Origin of the sequence: Paenibacillus sp. FSL M7-0802, from assembly GCF_038004945.1 — a bacterium.
GTDB classification, from domain to species: domain Bacteria; phylum Bacillota; class Bacilli; order Paenibacillales; family Paenibacillaceae; genus Paenibacillus; species Paenibacillus polymyxa_B.
The window spans coordinates 5,730,175-5,744,988 of record NZ_JBBOSD010000001.1 but is presented as its reverse complement, the minus strand read 5'-3'; the positions used below and the strand labels follow the sequence as shown (position 1 = coordinate 5,744,988).

The 14,814-nt window shown below is 46.5% G+C and carries 14 protein-coding genes; 2 read left to right on the top strand and 12 right to left on the bottom strand.

The features are described 5' to 3' along the window. Nucleotides 1–39: 39 nt before the first annotated feature. The 8 genes from MHB54_RS26320 to MHB54_RS26285 form a co-directional block, all read right to left on the bottom strand. Complete coding sequence (locus MHB54_RS26320; protein ID WP_264453735.1) at nucleotides 40–792, bottom strand: SDR family NAD(P)-dependent oxidoreductase; 753 nt, start codon at nucleotides 790–792, stop codon at nucleotides 40–42. A 310-nt stretch (nucleotides 793–1,102) separates the two neighbouring features. After that, nucleotides 1,103–1,675, bottom strand: a complete 573-nt coding sequence (locus MHB54_RS26315) for a TetR/AcrR family transcriptional regulator (protein WP_023988821.1) — start codon at nucleotides 1,673–1,675, stop codon at nucleotides 1,103–1,105. Between the two features lie 101 nt (nucleotides 1,676–1,776). After that, nucleotides 1,777–2,814, bottom strand: coding sequence for an aldo/keto reductase (locus MHB54_RS26310; RefSeq protein WP_053325522.1), 1,038 nt, complete (start codon nucleotides 2,812–2,814; stop codon nucleotides 1,777–1,779). A 745-nt stretch (nucleotides 2,815–3,559) separates the two neighbouring features. Further along, a complete protein-coding gene (locus MHB54_RS26305) occupies nucleotides 3,560–4,666 on the bottom strand; it encodes a Gfo/Idh/MocA family protein (RefSeq protein ID WP_053325523.1) in 1,107 nt (368 codons plus the stop codon). A 237-nt stretch (nucleotides 4,667–4,903) separates the two neighbouring features. Beyond that, entirely contained in the window at nucleotides 4,904–5,632 is a 729-nt protein-coding gene (locus MHB54_RS26300) for a ThuA domain-containing protein (protein ID WP_053325524.1), read from the bottom strand. A gap of 35 nt (nucleotides 5,633–5,667) precedes the next feature. Further along, nucleotides 5,668–6,840 (bottom strand): Gfo/Idh/MocA family protein, encoded by a 1,173-nt coding sequence (locus MHB54_RS26295; protein ID WP_028541615.1) that lies wholly within the window; start codon nucleotides 6,838–6,840, stop codon nucleotides 5,668–5,670. Nucleotides 6,841–6,892: 52 nt separating this feature from the next. After that, the gene (locus MHB54_RS26290) at nucleotides 6,893–7,948 is read right to left on the bottom strand and encodes a LacI family DNA-binding transcriptional regulator (protein ID WP_179085483.1); all 1,056 of its coding nucleotides are present in this window, start codon (nucleotides 7,946–7,948) and stop codon (nucleotides 6,893–6,895) included. A gap of 462 nt (nucleotides 7,949–8,410) precedes the next feature. Then, on the bottom strand, nucleotides 8,411–9,397 hold the full coding sequence (locus tag MHB54_RS26285) for an aldo/keto reductase (protein WP_264453734.1): 987 nt from the start codon (nucleotides 9,395–9,397) through the stop codon (nucleotides 8,411–8,413). 474 nt (nucleotides 9,398–9,871) lie between these two features. Between MHB54_RS26285 and MHB54_RS26280 the strand changes: the two genes are divergently transcribed. Continuing rightward, a complete protein-coding gene (locus tag MHB54_RS26280; protein ID WP_264453733.1) occupies nucleotides 9,872–10,789 on the top strand; it encodes an AraC family transcriptional regulator in 918 nt (305 codons plus the stop codon). Between the two features lie 145 nt (nucleotides 10,790–10,934). Here MHB54_RS26280 and MHB54_RS26275 read toward each other — a convergent pair whose 3' ends face one another. The 3 genes from MHB54_RS26275 to MHB54_RS26265 are packed head-to-tail and all read right to left on the bottom strand — an operon-like array spanning nucleotide 10,935 to nucleotide 13,041. Next, nucleotides 10,935–11,918, bottom strand: a complete 984-nt coding sequence (locus MHB54_RS26275) for an aldo/keto reductase (protein ID WP_068938809.1) — start codon at nucleotides 11,916–11,918, stop codon at nucleotides 10,935–10,937. A gap of 22 nt (nucleotides 11,919–11,940) precedes the next feature. Next, nucleotides 11,941–12,687: an SDR family oxidoreductase gene (locus MHB54_RS26270; RefSeq protein WP_025722787.1), complete on the bottom strand. Its 747-nt coding sequence runs from the start codon at nucleotides 12,685–12,687 to the stop codon at nucleotides 11,941–11,943. 24 nt (nucleotides 12,688–12,711) lie between these two features. After that, the gene (locus tag MHB54_RS26265) at nucleotides 12,712–13,041 is read right to left on the bottom strand and encodes a carboxymuconolactone decarboxylase family protein (RefSeq protein ID WP_023988831.1); all 330 of its coding nucleotides are present in this window, start codon (nucleotides 13,039–13,041) and stop codon (nucleotides 12,712–12,714) included. A gap of 198 nt (nucleotides 13,042–13,239) precedes the next feature. Between MHB54_RS26265 and MHB54_RS26260 the strand changes: the two genes are divergently transcribed. After that, on the top strand, nucleotides 13,240–13,782 hold the full coding sequence (locus MHB54_RS26260) for a TetR/AcrR family transcriptional regulator (protein WP_233903720.1): 543 nt from the start codon (nucleotides 13,240–13,242) through the stop codon (nucleotides 13,780–13,782). A gap of 39 nt (nucleotides 13,783–13,821) precedes the next feature. Here the strand turns inward: MHB54_RS26260 and MHB54_RS26255 are convergent, their stop codons facing one another. After that, a complete protein-coding gene (locus MHB54_RS26255) occupies nucleotides 13,822–14,814 on the bottom strand; it encodes a Gfo/Idh/MocA family protein (RefSeq protein ID WP_068938806.1) in 993 nt (330 codons plus the stop codon).

Below are 14,814 nucleotides of genomic sequence, written 5' to 3'. Positions count from 1 at the left end.
CTCCTCTTCATATAAAGTTATGCGGATATATTAATTCGATTAAAATTCTGAAATGATTGGATATATTTCGCCTCTCAGATTGAAATCATAGTTCTGGTCTACAATCCCTACCACCTCGTTGCTATCATAAAGATCCAACATGAAGTCCGCCATTTGTTTGGCAGTGTGGTACTTAGGCGTGTTTGCTTTGTAATCAAATTCTTCAGTATCTAATGATTTCTTAACGAATTCCGTTTCTGTTATAGCTGGTGCTAAAACCTTAGCTTTTAGTTTTGCACCTTTCATTTCTAGTTCTTTTGCAAGCCCTTCTGTGAAGGCACTAACGTAATATTTAGATGCAGAATAAGCAACACTCCCAACAGCAATGGCATATCCGAGTGCGGATGAGACGTTAATTAACTGAGTTCCTTCTACATCAGCATAATCTCGCACATATAGTGTAGAAAGGATCGTCAAGGATTCGATGTTAACACGTAACATAGTTTCAACTTTATCTAAATTCTGTTCTGCTACAAAAGAAGCTTCACCGAGCCCCGCATTGTTAATCCAGGTCTCAATTTGGTATTCCTTTAAATTGTTATATAGTGTGTAGGCCTGATCTGTAACAGACAGATCACTTGTATGAACAATAACATTTACAGTAGGATCAATATCCTGAATTGCTGATTTAAGTTCTTCTAATTTATCCAATCTTCTAGCTACCAAGATTAAGTTTTTGCCACGTGCAGCAAACGCCAATGCCGTTTCATATCCAATCCCTGAGCTTGCTCCTGTAATAACTGTATACTTCATAATATTCTCTCCTTCATAACATGCAGATTAGTGTAAATGAGTTTTAAAGACGATTTTAGAACGATCATTCTTATTAGGGTGAAAAAACAGTTAGATCTAACTTGCTATTAGCATATCAATTTTAGAACGAACAGTAAAGAATTTTTTTATGACTAAGATTTTAATTTTGGAGCGGTATTCTTTGACTTGTGTGAGGCATGAGATACAAGTTCTTTCTTTCGTTAGAGGGACAAGAAAAAACTTGTATCAAGGAAACAAACAGTCCTCCATTTAGGTGACTCCTTTTGCCTGTCATGCTGTAATTCCACTTTTAATCCAAAGCGGTCAGTGTCATATCAATAATATTCTTTAATTTTTGCTGATCCGTTGTTGTCTTAACCAACGTACGTAGCCCCAACCACGCATTCATTAAATAATGAGAAATAACTACAGGATCCAAGTCATTCTTGAACTCACCCGATTGTTGACCCTTCAGAACAAGGTTAGTCAAGAGTTCCTCAGTTCGCGAATAACTCTCATCAACTAAGGATGCAACTTCTGGATCCAACACGCCGAGTTCCACGCCTGAATTCACGAGAAAACACCCTAGAGGTTCTCCTTCATTTCTTACTGTCGCCTCAAACAACTCCCGAATTAATTCTTTGATCGGTTTTTGTTTTTCAATCAGAAACCTCATTTTGCTGGTCTGCTTCGTTTCATATCGTTCGAGAGCTTTCATAAATAAGGCATGCTTATCCCCAAAGGTATCATAGATACTTCTTCGGTGAATGCCCATAAACTCAACCAAATCTTGCATTGAAGTTTTCTCATATCCTTGTGCCCAAAATAGGTGTATTGCTTTATCTAATACTTCATTAACTTCAAATTCTTTTGATCTTGCCATCGTCATCACCTCGAATAATCATTATACAATTTAGTGAAGGATCGGCAAACTAGATTTAAAATAAGTGAATACATTACAGGTATGAGGTCTGTCTTACATATTTAACCCAGGATTCTTCGTTTGTCTGCTTGTAACCAATCAGGCGTCCATCCTTTTTCCAGGGCATCCAGGGTTACTCCTGGCGGAACGATAGCATCTATCGCATCCAGGATATCAGTGCTTAATCGGATGTCGCTGCCTTTTAACGTTTCACGAAGTTGCTCAATTGTTCTTGCCCCCACTATAGCAGAAGTAATTGACGAATGAGCTTGTGTAAATGCCATGGCAAGATGAGGCAAAGTTAATCCTGCTTCACCTGCAAGGGTTTGGAGCTTAGCAACGGCTTCGAACTTGATGCGATTTTCTTCTCGATTCGGATCTACAACAGTTGAAAGTTTCCCTAGAGAACTTGCTGCTCTTGAATCTGGGGCAACAGCTTCTCCCGAGCGGTATTTTCCCGTTAGTAGACCACCCGAAAGTGGGCTCCAAACCATTACACCCATTCCGTATTTAGCGGTTGCAGCAAGCAAATCGAATTCGATACTTCGATTCAATATGGAATACGGGGCTTGCTCGGATACAAAGCGTGCGGTATTTTTGCGTTCGCTAGTCCATTGTGCTTCGGTCACTTGCCATGCCTGAAAATTGGATGTACCAATATAGCGAATCTTCCCTTCACGAACCAGGTCCGTAAGTGCGTCAAGACTCTCTTCAATGTCAGTATGGAGATCCGGCTGATGTAGTTGATACAAATCGATATAATCCGTTTGCAACCTTCTCAAGCTACCCTCTACTGCACGCTTAATCCAATATTTCGAGTTACCGGATTGATTAAGCCCACTGCCCATGGGCATTCCGCCTTTCGTGGCCAGAATAACATCCTGTCTGCGTCCTTTTAGGATTTGACCTAGAATTTCTTCGGATTGACCACTTGAATAGACATCCGCTGTATCGATCAGATTAATGCCTCCAGCCAAAGCCTCATCCAACATGACTGCAGCTTCTTTCTCCGTATTGTTCCCCCAAAAACCAAAAGTACCTGTACCTAATACAAAACTGCTTATTTTAAGGCCTGTATTTCCTAACACACGATATTCCATGTCAATCCATCCCTTCTCCATCTTTTAAAATAAGAATGATCATTCTTATATGCGTAGAAGAGCTCCACGGCAAGATCTCACACCACTCCTCATAACTCTTGGCTTCTTATCCGTGTATTCCTCCCACGCCAACAATATAACATATTTAGAACGATCGGTAAAGAATGATTTTATGACCGAAATTAAGATCAGGTCTTTTGGGAGCATAATCCGACCACGCCAGAGATGATCGATGAAGAATGCAAATTGAATGGCTGTCTGTATGACGGCGATCCGGAAAATGTAGCGGAGAAAATGTTCTTCGTTCGATCTAACTGTTCGCCACTAAGGCAGTCCCAATTGTGCGTAAAGAAAATCCGTTTCAGTTCATCATATTTTCGATTATTGACTCCTCGTCAGTTTAAAGCTAGGTTACCAAGTGAACCCTCTCATTACCGGTGAATGCACACGTGAGCTTTTCTTATCCGACGTACCTATGACGGTTACTTTGCTTTGTCTTTCCTCTTTTAGTCTTTGCTCTATAATCCTTTATGAAAGGACTTCCACAACTTCTCGCTCTGTCAAATTTCCCGAAAATTGAACTGAGAAGACTCCAAAGCCGCGGTCAAAACGGAGCTGGAGTCTTCTTTTCAATAGAAATGAACATTCAAAGCGGAATGTAAAAAAACAAAAACTGACTTTTGGGACATGCCCTCCAGTCTTGTAATTTTTGAATGCTGCCGACTAGCACTAGGCTGACCTTTGTTTACGTATCTAACGTGTACAAAGGCAGGTTTTCCGGTAAAGCCGCTGGACGCAGACATGTGCTTTGCATTGGATAGAAGGTCTGCTGATCGGAGGAATCGTGGAACGCCCACATCGCCTCCAGCACATGATAGGCCAATTCACCACTGGCGCGGTGAGGCCGTCCGCTGCGGATAGCGTAGGCCATATCGGCAACACCGATGCCCCTTGTGTTCTCCTGGTAGCCCGACAACAGCGGAACGTCTGTCCATTCTTGCCCGCCTAGCACCCTATAGCGAACTGGCCCTCCGAACGTGTTCGGGTCAGGCACCTGTAACGTGCCATGAGTGCCGTATACCTCGATCGGTGGCAGAGTGCTTCCACCAAAGATGTCAAAGCTGGTAATTAGCGTGCCGACAGCCCCCTGCTTGAAGCGCAGCAATCCGGCCACATGGGTCGGTATATCGACGGGGATGGTCTGGCCTCTCTTTTTCTCGCTCGTAATCATTCGTTGATCCATCGCCTTGCTTGTCATGCCTGAAATGGTAGCAATCGGACCAAGCAATTGCACCAGAGCCGTCAAATAATAGGGGCCCATATCAAACATTGGACCGCCGCCGACTGCATAATAAAATTCAGGATCAGGATGCCAATGTTCATGTCCACGGCTCATCATGAAAGCCGTAGCGGCTACCGGACTCCCAATGACTCCGTCTTCAATCAGCTTCAATGATGTCTGTATACCGGAACCGAAGAAGGTCTCCGGTGCGCAGCCGACAAGCAGTCCCTTTTGATGAGCAAGATCCAAGACAGCCTGCCCTTGCTCACGGGTGACGGCAAGTGGCTTCTCCACATAAACATGCTTGCCTGCCTCAAGAGCTCTGAGACAAACGTCAGCGTGAACGCCCGGAATGGTCAAATTAATAATGAGTTCGATCTCCGGATCAGCCAAAATCTCATCTACCGAATATACATTCGGAACGTTAAACGCTACTGCCTGCTCCTCTGCCCGACCTTGGTCCAGATCCGCTACTGCGTACAGCTCCAGAATGTCGAAACGATGGCAATTTTCCATGTAAATTCCGCTAATTTTACCACACCCGATAATGCCTACTTTCATTTTGTTCATGCCTGGACTCCCTTCTTCTTCAGAAAAAATGGATAATGGCATTCTTTTATTTCATCGGATACTATTAGAGACTGGCAATACGAATTCAATCAGGACATCATTGCATAAGGGCACACGCCTAACGGTATTACTGTCCGTGTTGTCTGTTCTCCTTCTGTGCTCTGTCCCTTTCTGACCATGGTGAGTTCAGGTGGTCAAACTCTTTGCCAGAGGTACTACCAATTCATCCGATCCACGCTAACGCTGCTGGTTGTCTGTCATGCCTGTATAAGCCTCTGCCAGCGAGCTGCCCTGGGTGGCCACCGCCTGTTTGCCTGCGGCTGCCCACAGAAACCCGCTGCGCATCATCTCGGTCACTTGAGGCATATCTATGATATCTGCGTGATGGCCCAGCGAATTGTAGAAGACGCGTCCGTTCCCCCAGCGCTTCGTCCATACAACAGGCATATCCACTGGCCCATTGGCTGAATGGGGACCTGGTACGACCGGGAAGCGTGTGGTTGCCAGCACTTCAACTGCCGGGTCTACGTGGAGGTAATACTGCTCGCTTTTGACCTGAAAATCCTCAATGTGCTCTAGAAGTGGGCTGGAGCCGCGCTTCATGTTCACCATGTACTCCACCCCGTCATTGCCGGGATGCGCAACCCATTGCCCGCCTGTCATGAACTGCCAATCCACGTTGTTCCGGAAGGCATCACACATGCCGCCATGGCAGCCTGTGAGACCTACGCCGCTTTGAACGGCTGCTGAGACATTATTGACTAGTTCCTGCTCAATCTGTCCCATGGTCCACATTGGAACGATTAAGTCCAGGTCAAGCAGTTTCTCTGCATCCTGGTAGGCTTCAAGGGTATTAGACACCTCCACCTCGAACTGCTCTTCCTTCAAAATGCGTTCAAAAATGGCCGCCACCTGCTCCGGCTCATGTCCGTTCCATCCACCCCATACAATCAGTGCCTTGCGCATCTGTAACCACTCACCTTTCGGAATGTATTGTTATACTACATTTCTTCAATGGATACCCAGCGGCGTTCCTCTATGGATCGTTCTACCGCTTCAAGCACAGCCTGACAAGCGACACCGTCGTGGAAGTTCGGCGAAGGTTGTCGTCCTTCGGAGATGGCCCTCAACATCTCAAGCATCTCGTGGGTGAAGGTATGCTCGAATCCAATTGTATGTCCTGCAGGCCACCAGGCTTCAGAGTACTTATGTGCCGGATCGGTGGCGAGTACGCGGCGAAAGCCCTGAACGTCCTCCTTATCCTGAGTGAAATACACTTCCAGTTCGTTCATTCGTTCAAAGTCAAACCGCACGCTGCCTAGGCTACCGTTGATCTCGAATGAATTTGTGCTCCGATGTCCGGCAGCAAAACGTGTGGCCTCGAAGCTGCCCAGCGCACCTCCGGCGAAGCGTGCCAGGAACAGCGTGGCATCATCGACTGTCACTTCTCCCATCGGAGCATTTGCTTCAGCGCTCCTTTTGGAGCTCAACCCGCTCATCTCCAAAGCCAACGGGCGCTGTTTGATGAATGTCTCGCTCATGCCGATCACTTCATGGAACTCGCCGACCAAGAAGCGAGCGAGATCAATCAGATGGGCGCCAAGATCACCATGAGAGCCAGAACCGGCCACTTCTTTTTGCAGCCGCCATACCAGCGGGAAGGACGGGTCCATGATCCAGTCTTGAAGGAAGAAAGCACGGAAATGATAAATTTTGCCTAGGCGACCGCTCTCGACTAGCTGCTTTGCCAGCTGGACAGCCGGAGAAAAGCGGTAGTTGAAGCCTACCATATGTCTGACCCCTGCTTCCTCTGCTACCTGCAGCATGTCACGGGAATCCGCCAGCGAGAGCGCAAGCGGCTTCTCACAGAACAGATGCTTGCCCTGGAGGGCAGCCTCAACGACAATTTCCTTATGGGCATTACTCGGGGCGTTAATATCAATGAGATCAATATCGTTACGTTTCACTAGGTCACGCCAATCCGTAACACTTTCGGTCCAGCCGAACTGGCGGGCAGCCGCCTGAACCCCCTGCGCGTTGCGTCCACAGATAACGGACATCTCTGGCTGCAGCGGGGCATCTGGGAAGAACATGGGTAGACTACGGTAAGCGTTGCTGTGAGCCTTGCCCATAAATTTGTAGCCAACCATTCCGATACGAAGACGATTAGACATGTCGTGATCCTCCTTATGGGTCTGAGTTTCAACGAGTTTTTGACGATTGGTGTTATGGACGAATGGATGACGCCCTGATAATCAGCTCTGTGGACAGGAGTTCTCTTATCGAGTCGGACCCGGTCAGTTCCAGGGCTGGAATAAGGTCCAGAGAATCGGGTATAAGCTTCGAGGCTGCAAGCTCTCCCATCTCATAAAAAGGAACGCGGACACTGCTTAGCGGCGGAACAGCCATCTCAGCCGCATCCGAATCGTCATAGCCTACAAACGCTGGGAACCGGTCAACTGGCAGTCCGCGCTCACGGAGACCCTGCATTACCCCGAGGGCCATCCGGTCGTTCGCCGCAAATACGGCATCAATATCATTCAATTTGTCTGCTATTGTGGCTGAGGCTTCGAGCCCGCTTCGACGGCTGTAGTTACCTTCCAGAAGCAGATCGTGGTCATATTCAATACCGGCCTCCTGAAGCGCGGTACGGTAACCCTTCATTCGCTCAGTACTATTGGAATAGATATCCGGGCCGTTGAGAAAGGCAATCCGTTTGTATCCCTGCTCGATGAGGTGACTTACAGCCGCTCGGCTGCCTTCTACATGGTCTGCATCCACTTCACAGAACGATTGCCCTTCAAAATGGTGATTCATGACGCAGAATGGACGCCCTTCTTCCTGAAGTCTCTTTAGAGCTTCCACCTCATCGTGGTCATCCCTGGCTCCTAGGATGATACAGGTATCGATCCTTTGCTGGCGGAAAAGACTACTGTAATCAATCCGTTCCCCCGGCTTCCGGAACAATAGAAGCAGATCGAGTCCGCTGTCTCTGGCCTTGTTTCCGATACCGCTCAGCATCTCAGAGAAAAAATAGGCTGAGAACAGGTGCGCCTTCGGGACATAAGGCATAACCACACCAAGATGGCCACTCTTGCTTCGGGCAAAGTTACGGGCCAGCGCACTAGGAACATATCCAAGCTGATTAGCTGCGTCCAGAACCCTTCTCCGCGTATCCTCTTTGATAGGACCTACTGCATTTAAGACCCGGGATACCGTCGCTTCAGACACGCCGGAAAGTTCTGCTACTTCCTTGCGCGAAACGATATTACCCACCTCCAAATCATTTTATGTACGCGCGTACATTTTCTCATGCAGCCATACCTCTGTCAATCCCAAAAAGTGTGCTTCAAAGATGAATAAGCTCATTTCTCTACTAAAAGGACATTGTCTCGCGATCCCTGCTTGCCAGCAGATTGAACGGAATATCCCAGCCCCAGCAGTCGGTGCCGCGAACAAATAAATGTTTATTAACTATTGCGCTAACGGATACGAAAGTTCAATAAAATAGCGGCAGTTCTAGGACTTTATTTCCTCGTCCATGACTGCCGCTATTTCGATTTTTGGGATGATTTTAATGCTATTTTACCAGCAGCGAGTTAATGAACATTGGACTTATACTCACCCCGCCTCACAAGGCGGGACAGAATTTTAATATTGCGGAGAAATACGATTTCTCATCTCAATTATTTACTTTAACAAAAGAGATTTCCACATGGTTGGGATATGACTTGAAGAATTAGATCAAAGACCCGTTCTTCTCTCCAGTTCCTCCGTATATCTGGCGCCCATCAAAGTGATCTGCGAGGCTGCGCTGTTAATATTGCGCACATCTTCGGATGTGAGCTTAATGTGGACTGCGCCTAGATTTTCTTCCAGACGGCTTAATTTCCGTGTGCCCGGGATCGGAACGATCCACGACTTCTGGGCTAGCAGCCAGGCGAGTGCGATTTGGGCTGGCGTTGCTTTTAACTGCTCAGCCATCTCTTTAAGCAGGTCGACCAGCACCTGATTGGCCTCCAGCGCTTCTGGAGTAAAACGTGGAAGAATACTGCGGAAATCGTCATGGTTGAATGTCGTGTTTGCGTTAAAACTTCCCGTCAGGTAGCCCTTGCCCAAAGGACTGAACGGAACGAAGCCAATACCGAGCTCTTCTAGGGCAGGGAGGAGTTCCTCTTCGGGACGTCTCCACCACAGGGAATATTCACTCTGAATTGCAGTGAGTGGATGAACCGCGTGTGCACGACGAATGGTCTTCACTCCTGCTTCAGACAATCCCCAGTGCTTTACCTTTCCTTCCCGGATCAGATCTTGCACGGCTCCCGCTACCTCTTCGATTGGCACATCTGGATCGACTCGGTGCTGATAGTACAGGTCGATGGCTTCAATCTTGAGCCGTCTAAGCGATTCTTCGGCAACTTTCTTGATATGCTCAGGGAGACTGTTCATCCCGGACTGCTTGCCATCCTGCATATTGAAGCCGAACTTCGTGGCAATCACGACTTGGTCTCGAACGGGAAGAAGAGCTTCGCCCAAGAGTTCTTCATTCGTGTAGGGTCCGTATACTTCAGCGGTATCAAAGAAAGTCACGCCGCGCTCGACCGCTTCCCGAATGACCGAGATCATATCCTTTGTGTCCGAAGCCGGACCATAACCGTAACTCATTCCCATGCATCCAAGTCCGATTGCGGAAACTTCCAGACCGCTATTTCCCAATTTACGCTTTTCCATCATACATCTTCCTTTCTTAATATGATTCTATCTTTATTTAGTTAGAGAGTTGGTCATTATAAATGTTATTATTTTTCATTAGTTGATTGGCTTACTATCCTATCAAGAGAACTATTATATAATTTTTTGAAACATTCATGCTCTTCAAACTCTATTAATGTGATAAGCCTTTGAACCAATAAGTTCCTAAACCAACGATTCAAATAATTCATCTCCTCCCTTTTTTAAACTTGTTCTTTGATAATGTCGTTATGCTTGCGGTAGTTTAGAGGCTTCTGTCACTTCATCCGCTTCAGCTGTTACATTGTTCTCCCCCTTGCTTGATTCTGTGAGCTTAGTCTTATTATGCCGAACAGAAAAAGCGAAGTGATATCTCATTCGTCTTAAATGATTGCCCAATCCTATTACGGCTACTGTTGCTACAGGCGGATAAGTCTTATAATGGGACCAGACAAACCTGCAAGGAGGATTTGAATGTCCGAGAACCTTATTCAACAGCAACAGGAGCTTACCGGATTAATCGAGCGTCACTCGCTTCAGAATAGCACCAAGGAAACGGCGGTCCCTTCCCTATTTTTCTATCAGCATTCCAGCATAACTGAGCCCGCTTATCGGGTTTACAAGCCTTCTTTTTGTGTTGTCGTTCAAGGTCTGAAAGAAATTTTGCTGGCACAGGAGAGATTTGAATATGGACCGTCCAATTATCTGATCGCTTCCATGAATCTGCCTGTGATCGGTCAAATTATAAAAGCGTCTGCTGACTCTCCTTACCTGAGTCTCAAGCTCGAATTTACACAGAACCAGATCCTTGAAGTGCTGAACGATTGTGATATTAAGGTCACGTCAAAAGATAATGCCAAGCGTGCCCTGTTCGTCGGCTGGATGGAATCGTCCATTCAGGACGCCGTGCTCAGGCTTGCCCGTCTGCTGGACACCCCGGGAGAAATCCCATTTCTCGCCCCGCTTTACACGAGGGAGATTCTGTACAGGTTGCTGCAGGGGCCCTATGGAGTCGAATTGGCTCAGATTGCAGTCGAAGGAAGCAGCACCTATCGGATCCGGGAAGCTATCGACCATATTGTCCGAAATTGGGACCAGTCTTTTCGGATCGAAGATCTTGCAGACACCGCCAGCATGAGTGTTTCTTCGTTCCATCGGCATTTTAAAGAGGTAACCGCCATGAGCCCAATTCAGTTCCAAAAACAGCTGAGACTTCAGGAAGCTCGCCGCATCTTATTGGCTGAATCGGCGGACGCCGCAGACGTCGCTTTCAGGGTCGGTTACGAGAGTTCCTCCCAATTCAGCCGCGAATACTCCCGCATGTTCGGTGCTCCTCCGAGAGCGGACATCAAGCGATTGAAGGAAAAATATGACCAGGTCATGAATGACTAAGTATCTAGACTGATCGGCGAAGAAGCAAAAAGGACGACCTTAGGCCGTCTCTTTTTCGGTATGATACGTTTAACTTCCAGCGTCATTTCCTATAAAACGAGAACACCACCGACTTCCCCAACATCATTTAGGCGGTCTTCGGTCTTCAAGCCCAGTTCGGCAGTAGCGTCTCGCCCCGGTCTGTAGCAGGCGCGGGAGTCACCGAAAGTCTGGAAATCTCATCGCGCCACTCTGGAGTCATCTCTACATCGACAGCGCCCAGTGAGTCTTCCAGCTGCGCGAGGTTTCTTGCGCCAATAATTGGCGCCGTGATCATAGGATTGGACATCGCCCAAGCTACCGCAAGCGTCGAGGGCTTCACACCTCGTTCTGCTGCATGTGCAGTAAAGCGGTCGGCGACGGCAAAATTCATTTCATCCGCATAGCGGTCCGTATACCGCTGCTCTTCGACCAGCCGTCCTTGCTCCGGTCGTTTGTTCGTTCCGTATTTGCCCGTAAGAATCCCGGCTCCCAGAGGGCTGTACGAAATGACCCCAATCTGCTCGGAAGCGGCAAGAGGCAGGATTTCTACCTCAGCCTGACGTTTGACCAGGTTGTACATCGGCTGGATCAATTCAAAGCGCGCCAGCTCCTCCCTGGCAGAGATGCCGACCGCTTTGGCAATCTGCCAGGCCGACCAGTTGCTCACCGCTGGGTAAAGGATTTTGCCCTGCGCTTGAAGATCGTCGAGTGCACGAAGCGTCTCCTCCATTGGTGTATTTTCGTCGAACATATGCACGAAGTAGAAGTCGATGCGGTCCGTCTTCAGGCGTCGCAGACTGTTTTCCACTTCAAGCATGATATGACGACGGGAAAGCCCCCTAGCATTCACGTCCTGTCCCATCGGATAGAAAACTTTAGTGCTCAGTACAATCTCATTCCGACAGTCCTCGATGCACTCGCCTAGAATTTCTTCGGAGCGACCCTGGCTGTACACGTTTGCTGTATCGAAAAAGTTAATGCCAGCTTCGCGGGAGCGGTTGAACATTTTTTTGGATGTTTCTTCATCGGCATTTCCGCCGAAGGACATCGTGCCAAAACATAAATTTGAAACCTTGATTCCTGTTTTTCCTACTGTACGATAATTCATCGTCATTCCTCCTGCTGTTGACTTACGCCTGTTGTGTGGTTGGGCGAATAATCATTTCATTGATCGCAACGTCTCCTGGCTCTTCAATCGCAAAAGCAATCGCACGTGCGATACTTTCCGCTTTAATCGCTCCTTGATATAACTCATCGTAGGCTTGTTTTAACTCTGCATCCGTGATTCCCTCCGTCAATTCAGTGCTGACAGCTCCTGGAGAGATATTCGTTGTACGAATCTGGGTACCACTGATCGCCTCTTCTTGACGTAAACCTTCCGTAATCGCCCTTACGGCATGTTTGGTCGCGCAATATACAGTGCCGCCGGGATAGACATTATGTCCGGCAATAGAAGACAGATTAATGATATGGCCAGATTTCTGTTCCCGCATCGCAGGCAGAACAGCAGCAATCCCGTACAAAAGGCCCTTGATATTAATATCAATCATCATATCCCATTCATTAATTTTCTTCTTAAAGAGAAACGATTGCGGCATGACTCCGGCATTATTGATAAGTACGTCGATTTTCCCAAACTCTTGAAGTGCATACGAAGCCAACTCCTCCACTTGTTCATGCGATGTCACATCGGTTACTTTGTAGATGGCTGTACCCCCGCTTTGTTCAACTTCTTCTTGCAGCTTTTGTAAACGGTCTTCACGGCGAGCCGCCAGCACAAGCTTCGCACCTTTAGATGCCAGTTCTTTGGCCGCTGCCTCTCCGATTCCGCTGGAAGCACCTGTAATAATAACGACTTTATCTTGAATATTGGACATAGAGAATGAACATCCTTTCGAGACTTAGTTTTCTTTTGCGAATAGTTCTTTGGCCACTGTAATAGCGGACATCGCCTTCGGCCAGCCCGCATAAAAGGCAAGATGGGTAATGACTTCGATCAGTTCCTCTTCCGTCAGGCCGTTGTCTTTGGCTTTACCCAAATGAAAGCCCAGTTGTTCGGAATTCCCTCCGGTGATCAAGCTTGCTACGGTAATGAGGCTGCGGTCGCGTGGGGCCAGCTCTTTGCGTTCCCAAACGTCCCCAAAAAGCACCTTGTCGGTCAGCTCGACAATCTTTGGTGAGAAGTCCCCAATCGTTCGCTGTGCAGCCGTAAGTTTTTGAGTATCTGACATGTGATATCTCCTCTTTCTTTGCATTGATCCTTCATATAAATGCATCTATAATTGAAAAAGATACATTATTGAACTTGTGTCTATTATTATAAGCTGATACAGAATGCTTGCAATTGTTAAATACGCTTGATTTGTTCATTAATAGACATATAAGTTAAAACAGTCAATTATCATTTAGAAGTTTAGGGGTTGAACACAGTGAAAGTGGACAGGAGAATACTCAAAACACAGGAAGCCTTGAAAAAAGCATTAACGGAGTTGATGGCCGAAAAGAGTTTCGACCATATTACGATTCAGGATCTATCCGACAAAGCGAATGTAAGCCGGGGAACCATCTATCTTCATTACGTGGACAAATATGATTTGCTGGATAAGCTGATCGCCGCACACATCAATGAACTTCGAAGATTATGTATTGAATCGGCTCATTTGAGCTTTACAGAGGCCGAAATTGTTTGGTTTGAATATTTAGAGGCTAACTATTTATTTTTCTCCACGATGCTGGTGAGCAAAGGCGCCCCTTACTTCCGCACTCAGTTTCTTGAATTTATGATCGATGAACTTCGGGAAGAGGTCGACATGAATGAAGCAAGAAATCGGGGACTAAACGAAGAAGTGGTTGTCCGTTATGCAGCGTCCGCTGTGGTAGGGATTATGGAGTGGTGGTTTTTGAATGATAAACCTCTCTCTCCTGTCGAGATGGCAGAGCAAATAGGCATGCTGTTGGACCGGAAATTGTGAATCTGATAAAAAAGAGTAGCAGACATATGTCTGCTACTCTCAAAATGGTTTATCAGGGCCAAATACAAGATTGGCGGACTGCTTGGCTTTCTCAATGACATTCATGACCTTCTCGCTATGTTCAAGCATATTCGAGACTTTTCCAAAATCTTTTTCTTCGATGATACGATCAAACTCAACGAATTCGTCATACATTCGATGCGAATGATCTTTTAGATCCACACGAATTGGCGTTTCCTTATTCGCAGTGTAATCAAAGCAGTCGCATATATTAGCTGAACTTGCCATGTGTAAATAGCCCTTATTGCCTTGAATGTTCACGGCATTGGGGGCCGTACTATCTTTTGAACCTATGCAGACACACTTGAAATCACCGTAATCAAGCAGCAGCATACCTGAAGTATCAATTCCACGCTCCATGTTCGCCCAATACTCCACTTTCTTTGGGCTACCGAAGAATCCAACAACAAAATGAATATTATATAAATTAATATCCATCAAGGCTCCACCAGACATTTCCGGATTAAACGCAGGCTGGATTATTCCCGCTTTGAAAGCTTCATATCGAGATGAGTATTGAGAATAGTTGCATTCAACTATTTTGATCTCACCAAGTTTAGGTAGATACTCCTTCATTGACAAATAATTTTTCAAATATTGATTCGTTATGGCTTCCACCAATACCAGTTTTCTTTGCTGAGCAATTTCTTTTAGCTCTAGAAATTCTTGCAAATTGGAAGTAAACGGCTTCTCACAAATGACATGTTTACCACTCAATAATGCTTCTTTGGCATATGAATAATGAAGATGATTAGGCAACCCGATATAAACTGTATCCACATCACGGTTCATCAGCATCTCGCTGTAATCCGAATAAATCTGAGCTATTCCATATTTATTTTTCAAATCCAGTAATTTCTCCTGGTGGCTAGGTCTAGAACAAATGCCCTTTAATAAAATGGTCGGGATTTCCTGAATAAAGCTCAATAGATCCCCTACGATCATCCCTGCTCCGACAATTCCCAACTTCAT

What these genes read in the sequence shown, in the direction of transcription:
- MHB54_RS26265 (WP_023988831.1), bottom strand. Translation starts at nt 13,041, where the DNA reads ATGTCAGATACTCAAAAACTTACGGCTGCACAGCGAACGATTGGGGAC.
- MHB54_RS26270 (WP_025722787.1), bottom strand. Translation starts at nt 12,687, where the DNA reads ATGTCCAATATTCAAGATAAAGTCGTTATTATTACAGGTGCTTCCAGC.
- MHB54_RS26295 (WP_028541615.1), bottom strand. Translation starts at nt 6,840, where the DNA reads ATGTCTAATCGTCTTCGTATCGGAATGGTTGGCTACAAATTTATGGGC.
- MHB54_RS26280 (WP_264453733.1), top strand. Translation starts at nt 9,872, where the DNA reads ATGTCCGAGAACCTTATTCAACAGCAACAGGAGCTTACCGGATTAATC.
- MHB54_RS26310 (WP_053325522.1), bottom strand. Translation starts at nt 2,814, where the DNA reads ATGGAATATCGTGTGTTAGGAAATACAGGCCTTAAAATAAGCAGTTTT.
- MHB54_RS26305 (WP_053325523.1), bottom strand. Translation starts at nt 4,666, where the DNA reads ATGAACAAAATGAAAGTAGGCATTATCGGGTGTGGTAAAATTAGCGGA.
- MHB54_RS26300 (WP_053325524.1), bottom strand. Translation starts at nt 5,632, where the DNA reads ATGCGCAAGGCACTGATTGTATGGGGTGGATGGAACGGACATGAGCCG.
- MHB54_RS26275 (WP_068938809.1), bottom strand. Translation starts at nt 11,918, where the DNA reads ATGAATTATCGTACAGTAGGAAAAACAGGAATCAAGGTTTCAAATTTA.
- MHB54_RS26320 (WP_264453735.1), bottom strand. Translation starts at nt 792, where the DNA reads ATGAAGTATACAGTTATTACAGGAGCAAGCTCAGGGATTGGATATGAA.
- MHB54_RS26255 (WP_068938806.1), bottom strand. Translation starts at nt 14,814, where the DNA reads ATGAAGTTGGGAATTGTCGGAGCAGGGATGATCGTAGGGGATCTATTG.
- MHB54_RS26285 (WP_264453734.1), bottom strand. Translation starts at nt 9,397, where the DNA reads ATGGAAAAGCGTAAATTGGGAAATAGCGGTCTGGAAGTTTCCGCAATC.
- MHB54_RS26315 (WP_023988821.1), bottom strand. Translation starts at nt 1,675, where the DNA reads ATGGCAAGATCAAAAGAATTTGAAGTTAATGAAGTATTAGATAAAGCA.